The organism is Paenibacillus shirakamiensis, assembly GCF_017874255.1.
Taxonomy (GTDB): domain Bacteria; phylum Bacillota; class Bacilli; order Paenibacillales; family Paenibacillaceae; genus Fontibacillus; species Fontibacillus shirakamiensis.
Map to the genome: position 1 here is coordinate 121722 of NZ_JAGGLD010000007.1, position 23147 is coordinate 144868.

Sequence of the window (23147 nt, forward strand, 5' to 3'; positions counted from 1 at the left end):
GCTACAACCCACCCGCCTTAGTCGTTCGAACCAAATAGCCTAGCCCTCGGCGTGTCAGAATATATTCCGGTTTGCTCGGATCATTCTCTAACTTTTCACGTAGGCGCCGAATGGTGACATCGACCGTCCTGACATCTCCGAAATATTCGAACCCCCATACGGCTTGCAGCAAATGTTCTCTTGTCATGACTTTGCCAGCATTCCGGGCCATGTAATAGACTAACTCATATTCACGATGCGTAAGATCCAGCGGTTGCCCGTCCTTGTATACCGTATACATATCTGTATCAATAAATAGATCAAACAAGTGAAGTCCTTGTCTTGCCGATTCATTGGATGATTCCGTATCCTCCGGTTTACTTTGACGCCGGCGCATTTGAGCTTTTACCCGCGCAAGCAGTTCTCTTGTACTAAAAGGCTTAGTAACATAATCATCTGCACCGAGTTCTAGACCCAGTACTTTATCGATTTCGCCATCTTTGGCGGTGAGCATAATAATGGGTGTCTCCAGCTTGGCACGCACTTCGCGGCATACATCCATTCCATCTTTTCCAGGAAGCATCAGATCGAGTAGAATAAGATCTGGTCGCTCGGAGAACGCCAGTTCCACCGCATGAATTCCATCAAAGGCGAGAAGGACTTCGTACCCCTCTTTTTCTAAATTGAATTTCAGAATATCCGCAATCGGTTGTTCATCATCCACTACTAGAATTTTTCCATGCATTCTTTCTAATTCACCCCATCTAATTCAGACCTTCGCCCAAGCTGTTATCATTTTACCATACCTAGACGTCTGCATCACGAGTTGTCCATAAAAATATCCAAAACCATCCAGTTATTCGTCCGTTCTGTGCAATTACATACAAAAGACTGCCCCCTATGGAAATATTCCATAAAGGACAGCCGCATCAATTCAAGTATTTTACTGGATTTTGCAGTGTACCGTTTTTATGAATCTCAAAGTGCAGATGTATGCCAAAGGAATGACCTGTATCACCCATTGTACCGATGCGATCGCCTTGATCTACACGTTCGCCTTGTCTCACACTAATTTTACTTAGATGTCCATATAAGGTCTCATATCCATTACCATGGCTAATTACAATGCAATTCCCATACCCATTTCTCGTACCTGCAAAGGTCACTCTTCCACTATCCGCCGCTAGAATGCTTCGATTCGAGGAAATGATGTCTAGACCTTTGTGTAGTTTGTTCCAGCGCACCCCAAATTTGCTGGTGATGGAGTGCCCTGATACCGGCCAAGCGAACAACCCAGAAGAAATGGATGCTGCTTTTACCTTGGCAATCACTTTGGTTCCTTGCAGGACTACCTTAGGCTGTGCAGCCTGAGTGACCTGCTGACTTATGAATTGACGTCCTACGACCTGTCCATTTTCCTTAACCACGCGGAAGGTCATAAGTTTACGACCATTTACCCCAGCGGCGACTACCTTGCTTGTCCCTTGGTTAAGCTCATTCGTCTTTCTCACTTCGACGAACGGCTCACTGGCAGCTTCTGTTGATATTCTCTCTACTGTCTTCACTGTCACTAACGAATCGGGTACCGAAAGCTTGAGTTCTGATCCAATCTTCAAACGCGTTTCCTGAATACCCGGATTCATTGTAAAAAGGACATGCTCCGAAGTGCCAGTACGCTTGGCTATAGAACCCACTGTATCCCCATCCTGTACTTCGTACGTAGTAGAAATTTGCTTCTTTTCTGTAAGCCGCTGAACGACCGCTTCCGCAGTCATAATCTTAGATGGTGTAGTCTCTACAGAATTACGTACCACCTTTTCCATAATGGCCGAGGATTCTACTATACCCTCAGGTGCACTATCATCGGATTTTGTATTGGGTATATATGCGGTACGCTGTAACTTCATAGCAGGAACAGCGGTTTGAGGGAGATATTTAGATTTCACTTGCTGTAGAACCTGATTGGCAGTAGCTTGATCTTTGACCAGTCCGACTACATGTCCATTGACTTTAATTTCAATTCCAGCCGAAGTGGGAACTAATCTTTTGTCTAGAACCGCAATTGCATCACCAAGTTCCATCTGTTCATCAGCCTTATAAGCTTGATCCAGTACAGCAGTTATACCATCTGTGTCGATCTCAATGTTGGCCTCAGGGTACTGCTGTTCAAGCGATTGCTGCTTTTGCTTATAGAATGCAGTTAGATCTTCTTGCTTTCTGACCGTTCCAATCTCTTGACCTTCCATATACACTCTATAAAAGGGGACTTTATTTGCTCCCACATATTGATGTCCTGCAAAAAATACGCCTCCTGCAGTCAAAATTGCCCCTGCTAAGACGGCTACACTTCGTTTTACTTTAGCTTGGCTCCATATCGATTGAAACCCTTTTCCATTGCTGCCCTTCATTATGCTCTCCTTTTCATGAACAGAGAATTGTTACTTCAGTGCGTCATGGCATATCATGCCAAAAAGTATCAAAATTTTAACCTTTTTGACACGTTACTAACTTTATCACAACTGAAGTAGGCAGATCAACTTGGTGAAAAACAGAAAAAACCCGCATAGAATGCGAGTTTTTTGGGCATGGTCTAATTTACCTGAGTTAGTTTATTGTTCTCATTATATATACATTTTTCTAGTAAACTTGTTCGTTCTATTAAGATTTAGACTATTTTTTTAAAATTTTCATGACTTTTGCGTATTCCTCTTTATTCAGAGCAGTAGACATCATCTGCTGAATCTGAATGAATTCACTCTCTGTAATTCCACCCTCAAGCATGGCCGTGATAGACTGCATTTCTTTCTGAGGTAATTTCGACATGAGCATATTGAAGACTTCCTCTTTATCCTGATCCGGTAATTCTTTTTTCATTGTTGCTAAATCTTCTGGACTAATTACGATTTTATCCTCTGCAGCCTTCGATTCCTCATCGGTACTCCCCATAACCGGCAACGCATCTTTCGGAGGGGTCTGTCCTGATTGCTCGTCTGACGTGGGAGAATGAGGTTCATTCGATTTTCCATCTATTCCTGAGCTACCTGATGGCTTAATCATAGATGCAGAAGGTGTTGTGGGATCTGCCTCGATCTTATTGGACTGTGACCCTGCTACAGGATCAGTCTTAGATTTTGTTATCTGATCTGCAGTCTTAGAATCCGCTTTAGTTCCGCCCTTACCTGTAACTCCCTGCAATACATCGCCTAATCCAGACGGTTGCCCTTTCCAAGAGATATTAAAGCTCTTCATTAGGGACTGGATGTAGGTATTTACGACATACCCTGTTGTCAGCACCGTTAAGGCACATACTAGAATCATAGTCAGCATTAAGGTAAGCAATCTTGATAACCACTTCATTGTTTCCTTGCTCCCTCCTCTTAATCTATGAATGATGTCATCCACGCAGTCTCTAGTATTCCCGAATAAAGAGCTTTTTCTACCTCCTCTATCAAAAAACATTCCAATACCAATGTGTAATTACAATAAAAAAGGCCCCCTATAACTAGGAGGCCTTGCTCTAATCCCTATATTGGTTATTCGTAAATCGGCATTACTTGATTCGTCTGCTCCCGATTCCGTCCAACGGAGAAGATCGCAATTGGAATACCAGTAAGTTCAGATACACGCTTCACATAATTGCGCGTGGTTTCTGGTAGTTCTTCCAGCGTCTTCACGCCCGTGATGTCTTCAGACCAGCCTGGAAGCTCTTCATAGACCGCTTCACATTCTGCAAGCATTTTAAGACTCGCTGGATAGTGTGTGATGACTTCTCCCTTGTATTTGTATCCTGTACAAATCTTCACGGTCTCAAGTCCTGTAAGAACATCTAGGGAATTCAGCGATAGACCGGTAATTCCGCTCACACGGCGAGCATGACGAACTACTACACTATCAAACCAACCTACGCGGCGAGCACGTCCCGTTACCGTTCCATATTCATGTCCAGTCTCACGAATCATATCGCCTACTTCATCATGTAGCTCCGTAGGGAAAGGTCCATCTCCTACACGCGTAGTATAGGATTTCGCAACACCGATGACCTGTTGAATCTTCGAAGGTCCAACGCCTGAACCGATACACACTCCGCCAGCCGAAGGGTTAGATGAGGTTACGAAAGGGTACGTACCTTGGTCGATATCCAGCATCACGCCTTGAGCACCTTCAAATAACACTTTTTGATCTGCATCAATCGCATCGTTAAGCACAACAGACGTATCGGTTACATAAGGGCGAATGAATTCAGCATATTCTAGATACTGCTTCAAAATCTCCTCGATATCTAGTGGATCTGCACCATATACTTGTTGAATCATGTGATTTTTCTCTTGGACCATATGACGAGCTTTCAGCTCAAATTCCTCAGCATCCAATAGATCAGAGATCCGAATGCCGTTCCGCGCAGCCTTATCCATATATGCAGGACCAATCCCTTTACGAGTGGTACCAATTTTGTTAGGACCTTTGCGGTCTTCTTCTAAAATATCCAGAACCATATGATAGGGCATGATGACATGCGCACGATCACTAATAAGCAGGTTCTTCGTGCTAAATCCATTAGCATGAATATAATTCACTTCTTCAATTAAAGCCGCTGGATTAATGACCATTCCGTTCCCAATGACACATTTCTTATCTTCATAAAAGACACCGGACGGAATTAAGCTAAGCTTATATTTCTTGTCATCAATGAGTATGGTGTGACCAGCATTGTTCCCACCTTGATAACGAGCCACCACATCAGCGCTCTCCGCCAAATAATCCGTGATTTTTCCTTTACCTTCGTCTCCCCATTGTGTTCCCACAACGACTACTGTTGACATGAACATTCCTCCGCCCGGTGCGTACTGCACCTGTTTGTTTATTTTATATTTCATTAACTGTAAGTGACTGTGTAATGTACTGCTCTAAAGCAGCAATACCAGTGTACCAGCCCGATTTTTCAAAGTCAAATCAAAAAGCGAACAATCCCACACTAGAATGTGGAATTGTTCGGAATTTAACTCAACCCGCAAAAGGATCGGAATGGGCTCGTTCATAGTTTGCGAATTTATTATAATTTTTGAGAAAGACGAGTTCTACCGTACCCACCGGACCATTACGCTGCTTGGCTATAATGATCTCGATAATATTCTTTTTCTCCGTCTCTTGATTGTAGTAATCATCCCGGTATAAGAAAGCTACAATATCTGCATCTTGCTCAATGGAACCGGATTCCCGAAGGTCAGACATCATCGGACGTTTGTCTTGACGCTGCTCAACTCCCCGACTTAATTGGGAGAGGGCAATAACAGGCACTTCTAATTCTCTGGCAATTTGCTTCAGTGTACGCGAAATCTCAGACACTTCCTGCTGCCTGTTCTCTCCGGCTTTGCCCCGCCCATGAATAAGTTGAAGGTAGTCGATGACGATCATTCCGAGGCCCTTCTCCTTCTTCAAGCGTCTACATTTCGCACGAATATCAGCTACAGTCACACCCGGTGTATCGTCGATATAAATATCGGCTTCTGATAGTGCTGCGATCCCCATAGTTAGCTTAGACCAGTCATCATCACTCTTGATTTCGCCCGTTCGCATAACACCCGCATCAAGATTCGCTTCTGCACAGATCATCCGCTGAACCAGCTGAGCTGCTGACATCTCGAGACTAAATATGGCCACAGTTTCACGGCTTCTAACCGCTGCATTTTGCGCAATATTTAGAGCAAACGCCGTCTTACCTACCGATGGACGAGCTGCTACAATAATCAGATCGTTGCGCTGAAATCCATTCGTCATTTTATCTAGATCAGAGAATCCCGAGGAGATTCCTGAAGTATTCCCCTTATTCTGATGAAGTAATTCCACACGTTCGAACACTTCCATCAACACATCCCGGATCGCAATAAAGCCGCTACCTGAACGTCCATTCGATATTTCCAGGATACGGCGCTCTGCGTCACTCAACATCCCGCCGATATCCTCGCCATTAGTATAACCATCACTCACGATTTGAGTAGCGGTACGTATAAGGCGGCGAAGCATCGACTTCTCTTCAATAATTCGTGCATAATAATCTACATTAGCCGCCGTTGGAACAGCATGTGCAAGTCTAGCTAGGTGGCTCACGCCACCAATCTGCTCCAGCTCGCCCTTGTCTTGCAACCTTGAGGTAAGGGTCACCAGGTCGATAGGTTTGTTATCTTCCCCCAGCTCTAACATAGCCTCATATATCATCTGGTGAGCCTTATCGTAGAAATCCTCGGTTCTTACCCGTTCCATCGACGTAATCAAGGCTTCGGATTGAAGCAAAATGGCTCCGAGTACCGCCTGTTCCGCTTCCAGATTTTGAGGAGGTATCCGATCGATAAATAACTCTCCGCCCATCTTATTCCTCCGTAACTTGGACCTTAAGTGTCCCCTTCACTTCAGGGTGAAGTTTAACTACAACTTGAGTTAACCCAAGCGTACGAATAGGTTCACTTAGTTCCATCTTACGTTTGTCAATTTTAATACCCAGTTGTTTTTGGAGACCTTCCGCAATTTGCTTGCTCGTAATAGCCCCAAATAGGCGTCCACCCTCACCAGATTTAGCCTTAAGTTCTACCGTCATTTCTTCAAGCTTTTTACCAAGTTGTACGGCTTCTTCCTTCTCTTGCTCTTTGCGTTTCAATTCAGCAGCAGATTGATTTTCAAGTGTTTTTACATTGCCATCGGTTGCATGTTTCACTAGACCCTTAGGAAATAGGAAATTCTGTGCATAACCCTCAGATACTTCTTTAACTTGTCCTTTTTTACCTTGACCTTTTACATCTTGCAAGAATATAACTTTCATTCAAATAACCCCTCTTCTCTTTCGATTTCATCCAGTACTTCCAGAAGTTTTCGTTCCGCGTCAGCCTGTGTACCTTCTAATTGGGCCGCCGCATTCGTCAAATGTCCGCCGCCGCCGAGCTTTTCCATCACAACCTGAACATTCATTGTTCCGAGTGAACGTGCACTGATTCCAATCATGCCATCGGGCCGTGCACTAATCACAAAGGAAGCCAGAACATTCGTCATATTCAACAAGGTGTCTGCCACTTGAGCAATTAACAACTGTGGAATCTTTCGATTCGATTCCGTTACGGCTAGTGCAATATGACCATGGATCATACGTGCATGCTTGATAATTTCAGCTTTTTCAATATATTCTTGCAAATCTTCTTTGAGAATTCGCTGCACTACTACGGTGTCTGCACCATTTCTGCGCAAGAAACCTGCGGCCTCAAACGTTCTAGAACCGGTATGAAGAGCGAAATGCTTCGTGTCTACCGTAATTCCCGATAATAACGCTGTAGCTTCCAGTGGACTGAGCTGGACTTTCTCGTGAATGTATTGCAGTAACTCCGTAACTAACTCACAAGCAGAAGAAGCATAGGGTTCCAAATAGACAAGCACAGCATCGTTGATAAATTCTTCACCGCGCCGATGATGATCCACAATTACCACTCTCCGGGCCTGATCAACGAGCGCAGGCTCCATGGTCATGGACTTCTTATGGGTATCCACAACAATAAGCAAGGTGTTCTCCGTCATAAGACTCATAGCTTGATCCGGGCTTATAAACCGACGTCTAAGCGGTTCATCCTTATCTATTCGCTCCATCATTCGTTCAATCGCTGGATTACTCCCATCCAGTACGATGTAGGCTTCAACTTTATACATATCTGCAGCTTTGAGTACCCCGATCGAAGCACCGAGTACGTCCAGATCGGGTACGCGATGCCCCATAATAATTACACGATCACTCTCCTGCATCAGATCCCGCAGGGCATGCGCAATAACTCTAGCACGAACACGGGTACGTTTCTCTACTGCCGTAGTCTTTCCTCCATAGAAGGAAAGTCTCTGCCCTGATTTCACAGCAGCTTGGTCCCCACCCCGGCCTAGTGCCATGTCTAGACTTGACTGGGCAAGTTCTCCTAGCTCACTAACACTGCTCGGGCCAAAGGCAAGTCCAATGCTGAGTGTCATCGGCACTTTCAAGTCGGCTGTAAGTTCCCTTACTTCATCCAAAACCACGAACCGACTGAGCTCAAGGTCTTTCAACGACTTTTGATTCAACATCATTAAGTAACGTTCAGAAGATAACCTTCTAAGATAGACACGGTATTGTTTCGCCCAAGCAGTCAAGACGGAAGCAACCCTTGCAATTAAAGCAGCCCTCTGCTGATCGTCCATCCCTTGCGATGCTTCATCTAGATTATCGAGCATAATGATACCAAAGGACATTCGCTCATCTTCATATCGATCCCGAAGCGAGGCAAGTTCCGTCATATCCTGTACATAGATCATACGCTCATCATTCTGAATTGTAAGTTCATAATTTCTGTCATTTACTACTACTTCTAAGGTAGTTCGTCCTTCATTTTCCTTCTTATCTCGAGAGAATTGAGGAACCATAGGTAGAAGTTCTGATAACGGTTGCCCAATCACGGTGCTTCCACGACCGAACATTCCCGTTACGAAGCGATTGTGCCATTCTACGGTGCGATTGTCCGCATACAAAAGAACACCAAAAGGCAAGCGACTAATCGCTTCTCCTTCCACCCGTTTGACACGAAACGTTAATTCAGAAATATACTGTTCAAGTTCCTTCCGAAATTTGCGTTCTGTGCGAAGCATCGCGTACGCGAGTGCGCAGACCAAGCATAGACTCACAAGTCCTAGAATCCAGTTAGAATAGGATATGAAGATGACCAGCAGGAGCTGGAGCATAAATGCCCACGCGGTCTGATACCCGTACCACCGCTTTTGCAATAAATTTGGCATACGTTCCCATCCTATCGTCTTGATCTTGTAATCATGTCACGCAGTGGAAAAGCAATATCGAATAGACCGATCAGCCACAGCGGACGGATAAAGAGCATAAGTACGGTAAGCAGAATAGGGATGCCCTTGTTCCACTTCTTGGTATGTGCGATATAGAAAAAGAACCCCGCAGATTGAATAATAAAAGCGAACTGAAGCATAGGCAGTAGATTAAGTACAACGGTACCCAAAAATCCCTCTTTCGCAGAAGATCCACCGAATAGTTCGATTAATAACACAATGCAGTAATACCAGATTAGCGCACGGGGTAGCCGCCATTCACGAAGAGGCATCATTTTAGGCGTAATTTGGCCTAGACTTGCAAGTGTAGGACGAGCAATAGCATGAGTAATGGTAGCCATAGCTAAGGAAGTTATGATTAAAGTAAAAGGAATCGTCTGTACAGTAAGCGTACTGATCTGCTGCGTATCCTGGTCCGACAACTTTAACTCTGTAGCCAAAGATCCTCCTGTAGCACTTCGGAAAGGCGTTGCAGCTGTATTCACAATATTCTCAATCGTATGTGCGAGATTAAAGTCAAAGAACAACGTACTAATCAGCAACAATAATAAGAATTCAGCAAGTATCGTTCCCGCCCCGAACATAACCGTACGGAGTACAGATGCTCTTTTCTTATAGAAGTGACCCATCACAATGGATGGTATTAAAAAATAAAGCGGTAAGAAGATAGACCAAGAGCCCATGACAATCATAACAATGAGAAACACAGGGACAATGTGATAGACAAATGATTTCGTGGTCAGTGTCGCATACAGAATGGTCGTAGGCAACATAATGAGCAGAACCGTTATAAATGTGAAGGGGGTAACTAAGGACAGCAAGAGTAGTAAATACGTTATACTCCAAGCTATGGATGCCAAGCGTGATTTCAAATCATTTCACCTCTTACGAATATGATCTTCGAGTGCAGAAATATCATGATACCAGTCTTCTAGCTGGTGACCTTCTTGTTTGTGCTTCTTCAGCTTCTCCATAATGTTCTCATCCAAATCTGAGTAGGAAATTCCTAGGCGGCGCCCTAAGATATAACCACTCACAATTAGACTGGAGAGGCTATCGGTTACTCGAGTCGTGCTACCTTCCCACAAAGCTTTAAATAGACGGGATACCTGATCCACCACTTCGGTCTTCAGCCATTCAATGACCTTGGCTCGTTTGGCTACATCCATCTCCTTCTGCATCATAGAACACTCACTCTCTCTCCTCGAAAAAGCATTATTCTTCATTATAGCATAATACATTATGGCCACCTATCCAAGTCCTTACAGGCACATATGTTCGCCTTTATCCATTTGAAGAAGTCTCATGTCTCGCAACAAAACGCTCACAATATTCTATGATTTGACTCCGACGTACGATTCCAATGAACCGATTCATATCATCTACGACAGGCACAAAATTTTGTACCTTTGCCAAATTAATCAAGTCCTCCATATCCTCATCTATAGATACAGGCTTAATATCAAGCTTTAGAGGTACATCCTTTAATAAAAATTTCGAAGCGTTCTCAAATGTAATTTTACCGTGTGAATTTTTCATGAACCATAGTAAATCTCCTTCGGTAATGGTCCCAACATACATGCCTTCTTTGTTAAGAATAGGGACTGCTGTATACCGATGATATTCCATGCGCTCTAAGGTCTGACGCAAAGTTGAATCTAGAGTCACACAGGCAACCTGACTTTTGGGTAGCAAGAAAAACGCGATATTCATGTAACGATAATCCTCCTCATTCTCTCCTCCATGTGTGAGGAAAGTCTACGTCCACAGAGGCAACCCTAATTCACCCGCTAACTTCTGGGCAAGGTGAAAAATCGGCAGCCGAAAACCGGACTGCCGAAACCAATTCGTTGCTTCTTTTTATATTATGGCATCAAACAGACACTCATTCAATTTCTTGCTTTTGAGGCAATAGTAGATTGCTATCCGTGGTATTTGGATTGGACCAACTTTCGATCAACTGCTCAGCGTATTTAACATCCTTCTCATCAGCGATGTCATAATATACATTGTTCATCCGTTTACCTTCACCCATAATGGTAAAGCTATATATCTGAGGAGACTTTTCTCCCGTTAGCATCTGTTTGGCAAGATCAATAATAGAAGAAGGCAACATATCTGTCTTAAAATTTGCTCCTGCAATATCCATGAGTTCTGGAATCTTAGATACTTGATTCAATTGCAATATACGTGTAACCATAGCATTCAGGAAAATTTGATGACGTTTCGTACGATTAAAATCACTATCCTCTCGATAGCGAACGTAGTTCAGTGCATCCTTACCATCATAGATGGGTTTGTTCGCTAGAATTGTAAATTTCTCATGATCTTTTTCTTTATTCACGATATCCTTTGTGATGGGTAATTCAATACCGCCTAGAGCATCTACGACATCTCTCAACCCTTTAAAGTTAATAGCCGTATAGTATTCTGCTTTGCTGCCTAAGAAAGCATCAACCGTATCTTTAGCCATCTTCTCTCCACCAAAAGCGTAGGCATGGTTAATTTTATCCTTTTTACCTTTACCAACAATCTCGGTATACGTATCTCTTGGAATAGAGATAAGCAAAATTTTAGAATCTTTAGGACGTACTACAGCATAGATCATCGTATCTGAGCGTGCGGGTTCATTCTCTCTTTGATCCACCCCTAGCAATAAGGTAGAGAATGGCTTGGTCTGATAGACTACTGGTTTAGGCGCTTCCCCTTTAAGCGGGGCGTAAGACTTCTCCAGCTTCTTTTCCACATGTCCGGAAAGGAACATATCAAAAGCCATTACAGCTAGAGGTTTACGATATACGAATACACCCCCACCTACTATAATGAGGACGAGCATAATAATTCCAAACGTTTTCCATTTATTGCGTTTATGCAGTTTTATAGGTTTAGCATTTCTTTCTTCCATGAACGTGACTTCCTCCATTTCAGTATTCAGCATAAGATAAGATTTCCTACAATCATGAATACTCTTCTTCGATGCATTATTTGTTCGGATTCTATCCGTTTTTATTTCTTATTTGTCGGAGCTTTCAGAGCGAGCTTAAAATGTATGCCCCTCCCTTCATTAAACGCGCTGAATGTCCATTGAAGCAAGGCTAAATGATTCCATTTCGCATGAAATAACAACTCTATCATTGTAATCGTATTTTTCTCTGAAAACACTACAAAAACGTAAGGAATAGATACTCCCATCGAACAATATACTCTAGGACTCTCTCTGGAATCAATGATAAATGCTTGGCATTTTTCCCATGAAAAAAGACATAGAATAGCTTATCTCCAGCAAGATAGGCCATATCTATGTCTTACGTATTCTTTTTCATCCTATTCTACTACGCAAAATGGCAGGCTACAAAATGTCCTTTTCGCACTTCACGGTATTCCGGATTGGCTTGCTTACAAATATCAGCTGCAATTGGACAGCGGGTATGGAATTTGCATCCTGAAGGCGGATTAGCCGGGCTTGGAATATCTCCCTTAAGAATAATTCGCTCACGCTTTAGCGTAGGATCTGGAATGGGAATAGCGGACATTAGCGCTTTTGTATAAGGATGAAGTGGATGGCTGAACAATTCCTCCGTATCAGCAAGTTCCACCATGGAGCCTAGATACATCACGCCTACTCGGTTGCATAGATGTTCTACCACACTGAGATCATGAGAGATGAACAGATAGGTCAGATTCTTTTCCCGCTGCAAATCACTAAGCAAATTAATGATCTGAGCTTGAATAGATACATCTAGAGCAGAGACGGGCTCATCCGCTACGATAAATTCAGGATTCATAATAAGTGCGCGTGCAATCCCAATCCGTTGACGTTGCCCACCGGAGAATTCATGCGGGTAACGATCGTACTGATAGTCGGCAAGACCGCAGATGCGCATCGTTTCGAGCACACGCTGTTTTACATCCCTGGGGCTAACCAGACCATGATCTAGAAGAGCCTCCCCGATCGCCTCTCCGACTTTAATCCGAGGATTCAGCGAACTATAGGGATCCTGAAATACAATCTGCATTTTAGGACGCATACTGCGCAATTTTTCCTTAGAATAACTATGAATATCTTCGCCTTTGAAAAGTACCTTTCCCTCTGTCTTATCATTAAGACGTAGAAGGGTTCTTCCGATGGTACTTTTTCCACAACCAGACTCTCCTACAAGGCCAAAAGATTCGCCTTTGTTAATATGGAAAGACACACCGTCCACTGCTTTAACATTTCCTACTACACGCTGCAGAATCCCACCGGTAATCGGAAAATATTTTTTCAGGTTGTCTACCTGGATCAGAGTTTCCGTCACTGTGCCTTACCTTCTTCCTCATACAACCAGCAGGCTGTTTTGTGATTATGATCTCCATGTACGCGAAGCGGAGGTAACTTGGTTCTACATATATCCATGCAGAATTCACAACGGTCATGGAAGTGACAGTTATCTCCGAGGTCGACCGGATTGGGCACTTGACCTGGGATGGAGTAAAGCCGCTCTTTTTTCTCATTAATGATTGGTTTTGCTTTGAGAAGCCCCTTCGTATAGGGATGCTGAGGGTCTTTAAAGATCTCAAGAACTGGGGCCTCTTCAATGACTTTACCCGCATACATCACGACTACGAAATCAGCCATTTCAGCGACAACACCCAAGTCATGAGTGATTAGCATAATGGATGTATTCAGCTTTCTTTTAATGTCACGCATCAGATCGAGAATTTGAGCCTGAATCGTTACATCCAAAGCCGTGGTCGGCTCATCCGCAATTAGAAGCTTCGGATCACAACTAAGTGCAATCGCAATCATAATCCGCTGACGCATTCCTCCACTTAATTCATGGGGATAGGAGTGGAATATTTCTTCTGCCCTTGGGATTCCTACGAGTGTAATTAGTTCAATAGCTCGCTTCTTTGCTGCTTTACGATCTAATAGTAAATGCAAAGCCAGTGGCTCTGTAATCTGTTCGCCAATGGTCAAGACCGGATTCAATGAGGACATAGGTTCTTGGAAAATCATTGCGATTTCATTTCCGCGGATGCGGCTCATTTCTCTTTTGCTGAGTTTCAAGAGGTCTTTACCTTCAAAAAGAATTTCCCCACCAGCGTGACGACCCGGAGGCATCTCTACCAATCGCATCAAGGACATGGCAGTTACACTCTTACCACAACCAGATTCTCCGACAACACAGAGCGTTTCACCTTCACGTATAGTAAAACTAACATCATCTACTGCTTTTACGATGCCAGCCGAGGTATGGAAATGCGTCTCTAGATTTTTGAATTCTACCAAATCTTTTGCCATAATGTATCTCCTACTTCTTCATTTTAGGATCGAGCGCATCACGAAGCCCATCACCGATTAAGTTAATCGCCGTTACCGTAATCAGAATGCACATACCCGGCGGGATCCATATCCATGGTCTCTTGCGGAAATCAATCAGGCTGTTCGCCGCAGTGATCATGTTCCCCCAAGACGGTGTGGGAGGTACGACCCCAATACCAAGGAAGCTAAGTGCTGATTCAAATAGAATCGCGCCAGCTACTAATAATGTTGCAGATACAATGATGATAGGGATAGTATTCGGCATAAGATGCCGGAAGATCTTGCGACGATCCCGAAGACCCAGCGCCTCCGTAGCTTGCATGAATTCTTGTTCACGAAGCGTAAGAATTTGACCACGTACGAGCCGTGCCAGACTCACCCAACTCAGAACACCTATCATCAGCATAAGGAAATAGATACGTTTGGAAGGGTCTACTTTTAAGTCTGAAAGAATTGCACCCATCGTAATTAAAATAGGTAGGGTTGGCAAAGCTAAGAAGATATCAGCCATACGCATCGTAATAGTGTCTGTCCAGCCCCGGTAGAAACCGGAGACAGCTCCAAGTGTAGCTCCAATAACTACAGCAATGGCTGTAGACACTAGTCCAACCATTAGCGAGATTCGTCCTGCTAACATGGTACGAAGCAAAATATCTCGACCAAATTTATCCGTGCCCAGCCAATGGGATGCATTAGGGGCTTTATTTTTCACAGTATAATCATAATCATAGATATTATAAGGTGAAAACAAAGGACCAAAAGAACAAATTAGAATCATGATTATCATTATAATAAGCCCCAGCAAGGCAAGTTTGTTCTTAGCAAACTTTCGTATTGCGCTTCTCCAAGGAGAGGCTACCTTCTGTGCTTTGGGAGTCTTAGTAATGGGTGCAGTCTGCTCTATAGACAAGGGTAATCTCCTCCTACTTTAGACGAATTCTTGGATCTGCAACTCCGTACAACACATCGGAGATCAGATTACCCAATAGGGTAAGAACCGCTAGAAATATCGTAAAGCCAAGCATGAACGGGTAATCACGCATATTAATCGATTCAAGATAGACCTGACCTACGCCGGGCCACACAAATACTTTTTCTAGAATCATAGCGCCACCGAACAGTCCTGGGAGTTCAAACCCGAGCAGTGTAATGGCAGGTAGTAATGCATTACGCAGTGCATGTTTGAAAATAACCGTCCGTTCCTTGAGACCCTTTGCTCTAGCTGTACGTATATAATCTTGACGGATTACTTCAAGCATCCCCGTACGGAAATAACGGGTCAAACTACCTGTACTTAACATAACAAGGACTAGTGTCGGTAAGAACATATGCTTAGCTACATCCTTAATGTAATCCCAACCTTCTGTGGTAATTCCAGTAGATGTCATTCCCCGACTGGGAATAGACCCCATTCTAATGCAAAAAACTTAATTAATAATAATCCAATAAAGAAGGACGGCAACGACATACATAGAAAGACAAATAAGGTAACTAACTTATCGAATAAGGAGTACTGAAATTTGGCCGAAAATACACCCGTAAGAACGGCTATGAACCAGCTTAAGATCAAACTTACAATTGCGATAATGAAGGAGTTCCAGACATACGTATTAATTACTTTTGTAACCGGTTTCTTATGTTGTAGTGAATCTCCTAAATTCCCTTTAGCCATGTTGCTTACCCAGATAAAATACCGTTGATATTGTGGTTTATCCAGACCATAGATTTTACGGAGTTCTGCTTGTTTTTCAATAGTCATATTGGGACTCTGTTTCGCTGTAATGTAATCTCCGGGAACCATAGCAGAGATGGCAAAGATAATAATGGAGACGCCAATTAGTGTCGGAATCATCTGCAACAAACGCCGGATGATATACTGCTTCATTCAAACTCCTCCTGGCTTAATAAATCGATATGCTCAGCTCGAGTGAGCTGAGCATATCCGTTGTTCTTTTATTATTGTTGCAGTGCTACATTATACAAGCTGTATGAGAAATCTTTGTAAGGTGAAATGTCAAAGCCTTGTGCGCGACCATTCACAGTCCACATATCTCTTCTTTGATACATGTAGATGATCGGAAGATCTTTGTTCAATTCTTGGTACAATTCTTTGTAAATTACTTTACGTTTCTCGATATCAAGCTCTTTTTTACCTTTAAGCATAAGCTCATCTACTTTAGGATTAGAGTAGTTGTAATCATTCTGTGCACCTTTTGTGATATAGACCGTGTTATCTGGGTCTGGCGTCAAGCCCCAAGCTGCGAAGAACATGTCGTAATCGCCTTTAGTCTTCTTGTCCATAATAGCGTTGAAATCCAAAGTTTCAGCAACTACATCAATGCCAAGTTCTTTATAGTTCTTAGTCATGATAGGAAGCAAAGATTCAACCACTGGATTATCTGCGGATGCTGAGAAGTTAATTTTAAATTTCTCTCCATCTTTTTCACGAATACCGTCTGCTCCAACTTTCCAACCTGCCTCGTCTAGCAAAGATTTCGCTTTAGCTGTATCGAAGTCATAATGTGTAATACCTTCATCTGTGTAAGACCAAGACACTTTGGATTGTGGGATGTTGATAACATCAGCATATTTACCATACACACCAGACACAATATCTTTACGATTCAGACCATAAGCTAAAGCTTGACGGACTCTTTGATCTTGGAATTTCTTTTCTTTGTGGTTAATTGCGATATAGCCATATCCATTCGTAGGAAGAACATTCATATCCAAGAATCCGATATTTTTTAATTCTTCTACGTTATCTTCAGTAACTGTAATGTTATCCATGTCTGTCTCGCCAGATTGAAGCAGCGATACATTCGTTTGATCTGTTGTTGTTTTGAAAATTACATTTTTAATTTTTGGAGCTCCATTGAAGAAGTTCTCGTTGGCAACTAAATCTACTTCTTGACCTGCTTTGTAGCCTGAAAGTTTATATTGACCACTACCTACAGGTTTTTCATTAAGCGCTTTTACGCCATTCAGATCGCCTTGTTTGTAGGCTTTTCCATAATAAGACTCAGGCATGAATTCAATACCACCCAAGTTTGCTTTGGTAAGTGCATCTGCTTCAGTAACCGTTACTTCTACTGTGTTATCATCAATGATTTTCACACCTGAAATGTCTTTTGATGTTCCATCATGATATTCTTTACCGCCTTTAATATTAAAGCTTACTACGTCAGATTGACCGTCATAGCTCTTGTCCAAATACATTTTTAAAGTGAAAAGATAATCTTTTACTGTGACAGGTGAACCGTCGCTATATTTCAAACCTTTTTTAAGATGGAATGTATATACTTTACCATCTGTAGATACATCTATTTTTTCTGCTAGACTTTCTTTATAAGTACCATCTGTTTGTACTTGAAGGAATGTATCAAAGATCGCTCTATTCACATAAACATCATAAGATGTTTCTGCAAAAAGTGGGTTAAATACCCCTTTTGGAGCTACTGTCCCAATTACAAGTGTATCTTTACGATTCGTTGCCGTAGCTGGGTTTTTGGACATATCTGCGGCTTTAATTAGGCCATCTGTTTGGTCCCCAGTCTCTGTAGTATCCCCCGGTGCTGGTGTTGCTGGATCTTCTGTCTTTGTAGGTGTAGTTGGTGCAGCATCTTCTTTGCTAGAGCATGCAGATAGCACTAGGCTTGAAGCCAAGACCATCATTACAAGCACATTCCATTTCTTTGTCATGCGAATCCTCCTCTTAAATATAAATGCTTTTTTTAAATATATTGTGAAGATAATATATCCAACATAATAGGGTTTTGCAATATCTAATGTCAGGAAACTTTACGCAACTATTAATACACCAAAACCTATAACGTTACTTGGAGATTAATATAGTTCAAAAATATGACTCTAGGTCTTTGCAGTCTCTGTTGTCATAAAGCTAAAATGCATATTTATAAATTTAAAAGAATAAACCAAAGGTCAATTTGCAACAGCATATTCCATTACTGTTATATTATTCACCTCTGTTAAAACTAGCTTAACTAAAAATATTTGATTTTAGTAAATAATATACCTTATATCTACCAAAATTCCAACAGATTTTATTCAAAGGATTTAATTTATTTTTAATATTGCCTATAATTTATTTTTGTTGGAATTATACATTAATTTATGTATTAGAACATAACAAAAAAAGAGCAACCGAATTCGGCCGCTCTTTTCTTCAATACTACTCTGTAGTATATGGCAACAATGCAACTTGACGGGAGCGTTTGATAGCTACAGTCAATACACGTTGATATTTAGCACTAGTACCTGTAACACGACGCGGCAAAATTTTACCACGCTCACTGATGAATTTCTTCAACAGTTCAGTGTCTTTATAGTCAATGTGAGTAATTTTGTTCACAGTGAAGAAGCATACTTTACGACGTTTGTTACGGCCGCCACGGCGAGCCGGTCTTTTGTCGTTATCTCCGCCTTCTCTTGGTTTAAAAGCCATGCTGATCAGTCCTTTCCAAATTAAAATGGCAAATCGTCATCCGATATATCGATCGGTTTACCGTCATCGGAAAATGGATCCTGATTGTTGTTCGAACGTGAATTATTGTTGCTGCGATTTGCTCCGCCGCTACTACTAGGAGCTGTATAAGCACCCTCTTCACGTTGACCGCCTCCGCCACCTTCACGGCTTGACTCCAAGAAACGTACATTATCAGCAATAACTTCAGTAACGTATACACGTTTGCCTTCATTATTCTCATAATTACGTACCTGAATGCGACCTTCAACAGCGGTCAAGCGACCTTTACGCAAGTAATTGGCACAAGTCTCCGCCAACTGTCTCCACGTAACGACCGGGATGAAATCCGCTTCACGTTCTCCGCCTTGTGATGTAAAGGGTCTGTCCACTGCAATAGTGAACTGAGTTACCGCAACACCTGATGGCGTGTAACGAAGTTCCGGATCACGAGTTAGTCTTCCGATGAGAATGACACGGTTCAACAATCTAGTCCCCTCCTCTGAGCGATATGGTTACACAGCAATCTTAAGCAACGTCTTTAGTTATGAGATAACGGATAACTTCGTCGGAAATTTTCAACAAACGTTCCAACTCATTAATCACTTCTGGAGTCGCGTTAAAGTTTACCAATACGTAAACTCCATCACGAATCTTGTTAATCTCATACGCAAGCCGGCGTTTGCCTACAACATCATGCTTTGTAATTTCTCCGCCGTTTTGGATGATGCCTTGGAATTTTTCGGTGACAGCTTGAACTGCTTCTTGTTCAAGATCAGGACGAATAATGTACATCACTTCGTATTTGCGCATATCTTTCACCTCCTTTTGGTCTCACGGCCCCCAATGCTATGCTTGGGAGCAAGGAGCGAGCGTAAACTCGCACCATAATAATATAACAAATTCAGTTATCCGTTGCAACCCACTTCGAGGATCTACAGAGTCTCTACCCGCTAAACATGCATGTTTATTCTCTTTTTAGACACAATAAAGACGTCTGATTATCTAAAGGAGGTATCATATATGGGCGAACGTACGGAGTATGAAGCAGGAGATAAAGCTCCCAATCCCGGAGTATATACAGAAGTAGGTGAAGCACGTAGCTTCCATACGGAAATTCAAGATCCCAAACGAATTACGATGGAGAAAGGGGACACCTTCCCCGAGACCACAAATAAAAATAGAAAATGGAAAAAAGCCGAAAAGGCACGTGTGCATTAGAGCCATTATATAAAATAAAAAAACAATGCATAAAAATATCAAATGTGCGCATTCTATGTGTAGACGGCTTACATGAGAGGTGTGGTTCCGTTGGGCATTTTAACGAATACCCGCAAGGAGTCTTAGTCACAACAAAGTGTTACAGAATCGATTAAAGCGCATCAGGTGATCACCAGATGTATTTACTTTAGTTCTCTGTTTAGGAAGGTTTGGTGTTCGGGAAGACCCCTCTTCTCGGCCTGTGTTTTTTCAGAGAATGCAGTGACCTAATGTTTCCGCGCAATTGTGTGAGAGAAGAATTCCAATTTCCGTAAGCCGTCTGCCTTTAAGGAAGTTCCTATTGGAACTTCCTTATTGGTATATTATTTTTGTCACCCCTAATACTTGAATTAAACCATGGGTTTTCCCATTTCATATTTTACTGAATAAAATTCTTTATATGTAAATACAAAAAAACTCGCTATTGCAGCGAGTGTCATGATTAAATATGGCGGAAAGAGTGGGAGTCGAACCCACGCACGCCTTGCGACGCCTAACTGATTTCGAGTCAGCCCCCTTGGACCACTTGGGTACCTTTCCGCAGTAATCATTATTTTACCATAATGATAATTACTGTGCAAGAAATGCTTTTTCAACCTCATGGTTATAATGGATTTTGAGGTAGCTCCTCCGCTGAGCGTAGCACTTTTTTAAGATTCTTTTCAAATTTAGCTCGGGGAACCAATACACTATGTTTACAACCTACACACTTAATTCGAATATCCATTCCCATGCGAATAATCTCCATTTCGTTGCTGCCACAAGGATGGTTTTTTTTCATTTGTACTACATCGCCTAGTTGAAATATTTTGCGTTCCATGGAAAGTCCCCCTTTGCAGAATTCATGAATCTTTTACATCCATGCTTATCATCTTGCGCTAGTTATCGTGATTGCTTCTAATCCCATTATTTATTATGGCAGCCCATATTCATGAGTTATGCTTTTGCTTGAACTTGTTCTTGTAGTGCTGAATCCGTCTTTTCCATAGCTTCTTTGGCATAGGCCTGAATTAGACGTTCAAGCTCGGCTCGCTTGCCAGGAATGCATTCCCCTGATATGCGAATTACATACTCACTAGTTGTAACAGATTGCAGACCTAATACATGAGGGGCCTTAGTTACATAATCCGTAGCTTCATTTAAGTCATTCATGGATGTTCTTAATAGAGACGTTATATCCTCTACACGATATTGATTACTTACGGGGATATCCACGACAGCTAAGGCATTATTCAAGGAGAAATTCGTTACAGTAGTAATGAGTCCGTTCGGTATAATATGAACTTCACCCTTCCAACTAATCAGCCGCGTGGTGCGTAGTCCAATAATTTCTACCGTTCCTTTTAGATTGCCCGTCTGAATCACATCTCCAACAGCAAACTGATCTTCTAAAATAATGAAAAAACCTGTAATGACGTCTTTCACTAGACTTTGAGCTCCAAAACCAATAGCCAGTCCCAGCACACCTGCTCCGGTGAGTAATGGGGTTAGATTAATTCCGATTTCCGCTAACAATAACATCATCATAACAAAATTGCCTGCAACAGAAACAACATTTTTCAATAATTCCCCAGCGGTAATGAATCTTCGAGCATTTACGTTAATTCGACTGGTCTCACGTCGTCTTAAGGAAGTATCAATTATTTTGAATATCACTTTGATAAATACTCTAGTTAGCACGACAATAATAAGTATTCTTAAGGCCGTCATCAATACGTGTTCCCACATACTCATGTCCGTTGACCAACTCCAGATTTTATCCTTCCAGGTCTTGGCTGCGTCCGTAAGATTACCTGATGCCTCCAAGTAAAACATATACATATCCCCTTTCTATTACTCGATGGTAACATATCCGTGCACTTCATTCCTGTATATTCCTCTAATTTCCACTGTTTCTTCCTTCACAATCCGGACTACATTTGCTAAATCTTCCTTCTGAAACTGAATAGAAAGGGCACATCCTGCTGTAATTCCTTTGGGTGTAGGAAATAAATCAATCTCTATTTCTGCATACTCCAGCAACATCTCCGCCCGCAGAGCCTGGTGTGTAGAATCAAAGGCGATAACTAACCATTCCTTAATCGTATTCATCTCCTCCACTAAACATGGGTCAACAGTCACAGTATAAATTAACTTTTTCCTTCATATACTAGCTACTATACTAAATGAGAGGAAGATTCCATGTCTCATACGGATCCGTCTTCAGTTGCTCAGGAAATCCCTTATTTAAAAATCCCCCATACGGAACCTGGTATTCATTCAGCGCTAATCCACCGGCTTCTCCTCCATTTCGCAAAAATGAATCTCTCTCAAGAGATCGTCATTGTGTGTATTGGAACCGACCGCTCTACAGGAGACTGTCTAGGACCGTTGGTCGGTACGGCTTTGGCTAAGTTGAATAGTCCCTTGTTTCATCTCTTTGGGACACTGGACGAACCAGTTCACGCAATGAATTTGCAGGACACGCTGGAGCATATTGAAGAACAATTCGTGAATCCGTTCGTCATTGGAATTGATGCCTGTCTTGGTCAATCTTCAAGTGTAGGCTGCATTCAAGTCGTTCAAGGTCCGCTTCGGCCCGGTGCAGGTGTAAATAAAGAATTACCGCCGGTCGGCGATATCCATCTTACTGGCATCGTCAATGTCGGCGGCTTTATGGAATACTTTGTACTTCAAAATACTAGGCTCAGTCTAGTTATGCGTCTGTCTGACCTTATAGCTACAAGTCTATATACATCCATAAAAGAATGGAATCGAAGCTTTAAGCCTGTTGTTCAGCGAGATGAATGGCGTCCTTTTCCTCAGGAGAAAGTGAGTAAAGCGACTCGCCTTTAGTTAAAGGCTTGGCATACATAAAGCAACCCTCACGATTATATATGCCTGTCAGCACTACGCCATCTTTGAGATCATCTAAAAAGGCCATTGAGAAACTTAATTCATTTCCATGTTCACCGTAGGCATTATATCGTTTAATGCCTATTTTTGCTTTTAATTTAGGTAATAATTTTTGAAGAGATTGCAGTTGCCGCTGCTGCTCTCCATGCTCATCTTCGATGGCATCCATTTGAACTTTAAGATCAATTAATAAGGTCTCGAGGTTCTCAACCCCCGTTCCTTTCATCATCGTCTCATATTTACGACGAGTTCTTCTAAGCTTGCTTCCTTGGATTATATTCCACACAATTACCCAGATGAACAAGATAGCTGCAATGATAACAATCCATATCAATTGATCTTTTACTAGGTCATTCCATTCCCTCATGTCACGTA

24 protein-coding genes, 1 tRNA gene and 1 pseudogene are annotated in these 23147 nt (G+C 42.3%); 2 read left to right on the plus strand and 24 right to left on the minus strand.

Annotated features, from left to right (window positions below):
• Nucleotide 1: 1 nt before the first annotated feature.
• The 19 genes and pseudogenes from yycF to rpsF form a co-directional block, all read right to left on the minus strand.
• The gene (gene yycF, locus J2Z69_RS16515; protein WP_209865155.1) at nt 2-724 is read right to left on the minus strand and encodes a response regulator YycF; all 723 of its coding nucleotides are present in this window, start codon (nt 722-724) and stop codon (nt 2-4) included.
• Nucleotides 725-908: 184 nt separating this feature from the next.
• A complete protein-coding gene (locus J2Z69_RS16520; RefSeq protein WP_209865158.1) occupies nt 909-2387 on the minus strand; it encodes a peptidoglycan DD-metalloendopeptidase family protein in 1479 nt (492 codons plus the stop codon).
• A 262-nt stretch (nt 2388-2649) separates the two neighbouring features.
• On the minus strand, nt 2650-3336 hold the full coding sequence (locus tag J2Z69_RS16525) for a hypothetical protein (protein WP_209865161.1): 687 nt from the start codon (nt 3334-3336) through the stop codon (nt 2650-2652).
• Nucleotides 3337-3512: 176 nt separating this feature from the next.
• Entirely contained in the window at nt 3513-4799 is a 1287-nt protein-coding gene (locus J2Z69_RS16530) for an adenylosuccinate synthase (RefSeq protein WP_209865164.1), read from the minus strand.
• Nucleotides 4800-4980: 181 nt separating this feature from the next.
• Nucleotides 4981-6342, minus strand: coding sequence for a replicative DNA helicase (gene dnaB, locus J2Z69_RS16535; protein WP_209865166.1), 1362 nt, complete (start codon nt 6340-6342; stop codon nt 4981-4983).
• A 1-nt stretch (nt 6343) separates the two neighbouring features.
• Nucleotides 6344-6790: a 50S ribosomal protein L9 gene (rplI, locus tag J2Z69_RS16540; protein WP_209865169.1), complete on the minus strand. Its 447-nt coding sequence runs from the start codon at nt 6788-6790 to the stop codon at nt 6344-6346.
• On the minus strand, nt 6787-8769 hold the full coding sequence (locus tag J2Z69_RS16545) for a DHH family phosphoesterase (RefSeq protein ID WP_209865172.1): 1983 nt from the start codon (nt 8767-8769) through the stop codon (nt 6787-6789). The genes rplI and J2Z69_RS16545 overlap by 4 nt, the downstream gene beginning before the upstream one ends.
• A gap of 11 nt (nt 8770-8780) precedes the next feature.
• Complete coding sequence (locus J2Z69_RS16550; RefSeq protein WP_209865175.1) at nt 8781-9701, minus strand: DUF2232 domain-containing protein; 921 nt, start codon at nt 9699-9701, stop codon at nt 8781-8783.
• A 6-nt stretch (nt 9702-9707) separates the two neighbouring features.
• A complete protein-coding gene (locus J2Z69_RS16555; protein WP_209865279.1) occupies nt 9708-10010 on the minus strand; it encodes a MazG-like family protein in 303 nt (100 codons plus the stop codon).
• A gap of 103 nt (nt 10011-10113) precedes the next feature.
• Nucleotides 10114-10542, minus strand: coding sequence for a CBS domain-containing protein (locus J2Z69_RS16560; protein ID WP_209865178.1), 429 nt, complete (start codon nt 10540-10542; stop codon nt 10114-10116).
• A 172-nt stretch (nt 10543-10714) separates the two neighbouring features.
• Nucleotides 10715-11734, minus strand: a complete 1020-nt coding sequence (locus J2Z69_RS16565; RefSeq protein WP_209865181.1) for an LCP family protein — start codon at nt 11732-11734, stop codon at nt 10715-10717.
• A 427-nt stretch (nt 11735-12161) separates the two neighbouring features.
• The gene (locus tag J2Z69_RS16570) at nt 12162-13127 is read right to left on the minus strand and encodes an ABC transporter ATP-binding protein (RefSeq protein ID WP_209865184.1); all 966 of its coding nucleotides are present in this window, start codon (nt 13125-13127) and stop codon (nt 12162-12164) included.
• Nucleotides 13124-14113 carry an ABC transporter ATP-binding protein gene (locus tag J2Z69_RS16575; RefSeq protein ID WP_209865187.1) on the minus strand — a complete coding sequence of 330 codons (990 nt, stop codon included), beginning with the start codon at nt 14111-14113 and terminating at the stop codon, nt 13124-13126. The genes J2Z69_RS16570 and J2Z69_RS16575 overlap by 4 nt, the downstream gene beginning before the upstream one ends.
• Nucleotides 14114-14123: 10 nt before the next feature.
• Entirely contained in the window at nt 14124-15038 is a 915-nt protein-coding gene (gene opp4C, locus J2Z69_RS16580; RefSeq protein WP_425355022.1) for an oligopeptide ABC transporter permease, read from the minus strand.
• 19 nt (nt 15039-15057) lie between these two features.
• A pseudogene (locus J2Z69_RS16585) lies at nt 15058-16019 on the minus strand (ABC transporter permease).
• Nucleotides 16020-16090: 71 nt separating this feature from the next.
• The gene (locus J2Z69_RS16590) at nt 16091-17836 is read right to left on the minus strand and encodes an ABC transporter substrate-binding protein (RefSeq protein WP_209865193.1); all 1746 of its coding nucleotides are present in this window, start codon (nt 17834-17836) and stop codon (nt 16091-16093) included.
• A gap of 490 nt (nt 17837-18326) precedes the next feature.
• On the minus strand, nt 18327-18599 hold the full coding sequence (gene rpsR / locus J2Z69_RS16595; RefSeq protein WP_209865196.1) for a 30S ribosomal protein S18: 273 nt from the start codon (nt 18597-18599) through the stop codon (nt 18327-18329).
• Nucleotides 18600-18619: 20 nt separating this feature from the next.
• Nucleotides 18620-19105 (minus strand): single-stranded DNA-binding protein, encoded by a 486-nt coding sequence (gene ssb / locus J2Z69_RS16600; RefSeq protein WP_209865199.1) that lies wholly within the window; start codon nt 19103-19105, stop codon nt 18620-18622.
• Nucleotides 19106-19145: 40 nt separating this feature from the next.
• Complete coding sequence (gene rpsF, locus J2Z69_RS16605) at nt 19146-19430, minus strand: 30S ribosomal protein S6 (protein WP_209865201.1); 285 nt, start codon at nt 19428-19430, stop codon at nt 19146-19148.
• Between the two features lie 210 nt (nt 19431-19640).
• Between rpsF and J2Z69_RS16610 the strand changes: the two genes are divergently transcribed.
• Nucleotides 19641-19838, plus strand: a complete 198-nt coding sequence (locus J2Z69_RS16610; protein WP_209865204.1) for a YjzC family protein — start codon at nt 19641-19643, stop codon at nt 19836-19838.
• 488 nt (nt 19839-20326) lie between these two features.
• On the opposite strand, the gene J2Z69_RS16615 is transcribed toward J2Z69_RS16610, so the two are convergent.
• The 4 genes from J2Z69_RS16615 to J2Z69_RS16630 all read right to left on the minus strand — a co-directional run bounded on the left by J2Z69_RS16615 (nt 20327) and on the right by J2Z69_RS16630 (nt 21959).
• A tRNA-Ser gene (locus J2Z69_RS16615) sits at nt 20327-20417 on the minus strand.
• A 64-nt stretch (nt 20418-20481) separates the two neighbouring features.
• The gene (locus tag J2Z69_RS16620; protein WP_209865207.1) at nt 20482-20697 is read right to left on the minus strand and encodes a DUF951 domain-containing protein; all 216 of its coding nucleotides are present in this window, start codon (nt 20695-20697) and stop codon (nt 20482-20484) included.
• Between the two features lie 116 nt (nt 20698-20813).
• Nucleotides 20814-21692 (minus strand): mechanosensitive ion channel family protein, encoded by an 879-nt coding sequence (locus tag J2Z69_RS16625; RefSeq protein WP_209865209.1) that lies wholly within the window; start codon nt 21690-21692, stop codon nt 20814-20816.
• A gap of 18 nt (nt 21693-21710) precedes the next feature.
• The gene (locus J2Z69_RS16630) at nt 21711-21959 is read right to left on the minus strand and encodes a putative Se/S carrier protein (protein WP_209865282.1); all 249 of its coding nucleotides are present in this window, start codon (nt 21957-21959) and stop codon (nt 21711-21713) included.
• Between the two features lie 99 nt (nt 21960-22058).
• Between J2Z69_RS16630 and yyaC the strand changes: the two genes are divergently transcribed.
• Complete coding sequence (gene yyaC, locus J2Z69_RS16635) at nt 22059-22712, plus strand: spore protease YyaC (RefSeq protein ID WP_209865212.1); 654 nt, start codon at nt 22059-22061, stop codon at nt 22710-22712.
• Here yyaC and J2Z69_RS16640 read toward each other — a convergent pair.
• Entirely contained in the window at nt 22639-23139 is a 501-nt protein-coding gene (locus J2Z69_RS16640; RefSeq protein ID WP_209865214.1) for a DUF4446 family protein, read from the minus strand. The two genes, yyaC and J2Z69_RS16640, sit on opposite strands and share 74 nt — an antisense overlap.
• Between the last annotated feature and the right edge of the window lie 8 nt (nt 23140-23147).

Excerpts from the sequence above, each read along its gene's own strand:
- J2Z69_RS16545 (WP_209865172.1), bottom strand. The coding sequence starts at position 8,769 with ATGCCAAATTTATTGCAAAAGCGGTGGTACGGGTATCAGACCGCGTGG.
- J2Z69_RS16610 (WP_209865204.1), top strand. The coding sequence starts at position 19,641 with ATGGGCGAACGTACGGAGTATGAAGCAGGAGATAAAGCTCCCAATCCC.
- yyaC (WP_209865212.1), top strand. The coding sequence starts at position 22,059 with ATGTCTCATACGGATCCGTCTTCAGTTGCTCAGGAAATCCCTTATTTA.
- J2Z69_RS16640 (WP_209865214.1), bottom strand. The coding sequence starts at position 23,139 with ATGAGGGAATGGAATGACCTAGTAAAAGATCAATTGATATGGATTGTT.
- J2Z69_RS16575 (WP_209865187.1), bottom strand. The coding sequence starts at position 14,113 with ATGGCAAAAGATTTGGTAGAATTCAAAAATCTAGAGACGCATTTCCAT.
- J2Z69_RS16590 (WP_209865193.1), bottom strand. The coding sequence starts at position 17,836 with ATGACAAAGAAATGGAATGTGCTTGTAATGATGGTCTTGGCTTCAAGC.
- J2Z69_RS16625 (WP_209865209.1), bottom strand. The coding sequence starts at position 21,692 with ATGTTTTACTTGGAGGCATCAGGTAATCTTACGGACGCAGCCAAGACC.
- J2Z69_RS16530 (WP_209865164.1), bottom strand. The coding sequence starts at position 4,799 with ATGTCAACAGTAGTCGTTGTGGGAACACAATGGGGAGACGAAGGTAAA.
- rplI (WP_209865169.1), bottom strand. The coding sequence starts at position 6,790 with ATGAAAGTTATATTCTTGCAAGATGTAAAAGGTCAAGGTAAAAAAGGA.
- J2Z69_RS16560 (WP_209865178.1), bottom strand. The coding sequence starts at position 10,542 with ATGAATATCGCGTTTTTCTTGCTACCCAAAAGTCAGGTTGCCTGTGTG.
- yycF (WP_209865155.1), bottom strand. The coding sequence starts at position 724 with ATGCATGGAAAAATTCTAGTAGTGGATGATGAACAACCGATTGCGGAT.
- J2Z69_RS16525 (WP_209865161.1), bottom strand. The coding sequence starts at position 3,336 with ATGAAGTGGTTATCAAGATTGCTTACCTTAATGCTGACTATGATTCTA.
- J2Z69_RS16555 (WP_209865279.1), bottom strand. The coding sequence starts at position 10,010 with ATGCAGAAGGAGATGGATGTAGCCAAACGAGCCAAGGTCATTGAATGG.
- rpsR (WP_209865196.1), bottom strand. The coding sequence starts at position 18,599 with ATGGCTTTTAAACCAAGAGAAGGCGGAGATAACGACAAAAGACCGGCT.
- dnaB (WP_209865166.1), bottom strand. The coding sequence starts at position 6,342 with ATGGGCGGAGAGTTATTTATCGATCGGATACCTCCTCAAAATCTGGAA.
- J2Z69_RS16620 (WP_209865207.1), bottom strand. The coding sequence starts at position 20,697 with ATGGAACGCAAAATATTTCAACTAGGCGATGTAGTACAAATGAAAAAA.
- J2Z69_RS16520 (WP_209865158.1), bottom strand. The coding sequence starts at position 2,387 with ATGAAGGGCAGCAATGGAAAAGGGTTTCAATCGATATGGAGCCAAGCT.
- rpsF (WP_209865201.1), bottom strand. The coding sequence starts at position 19,430 with ATGCGCAAATACGAAGTGATGTACATTATTCGTCCTGATCTTGAACAA.
- J2Z69_RS16565 (WP_209865181.1), bottom strand. The coding sequence starts at position 11,734 with ATGGAAGAAAGAAATGCTAAACCTATAAAACTGCATAAACGCAATAAA.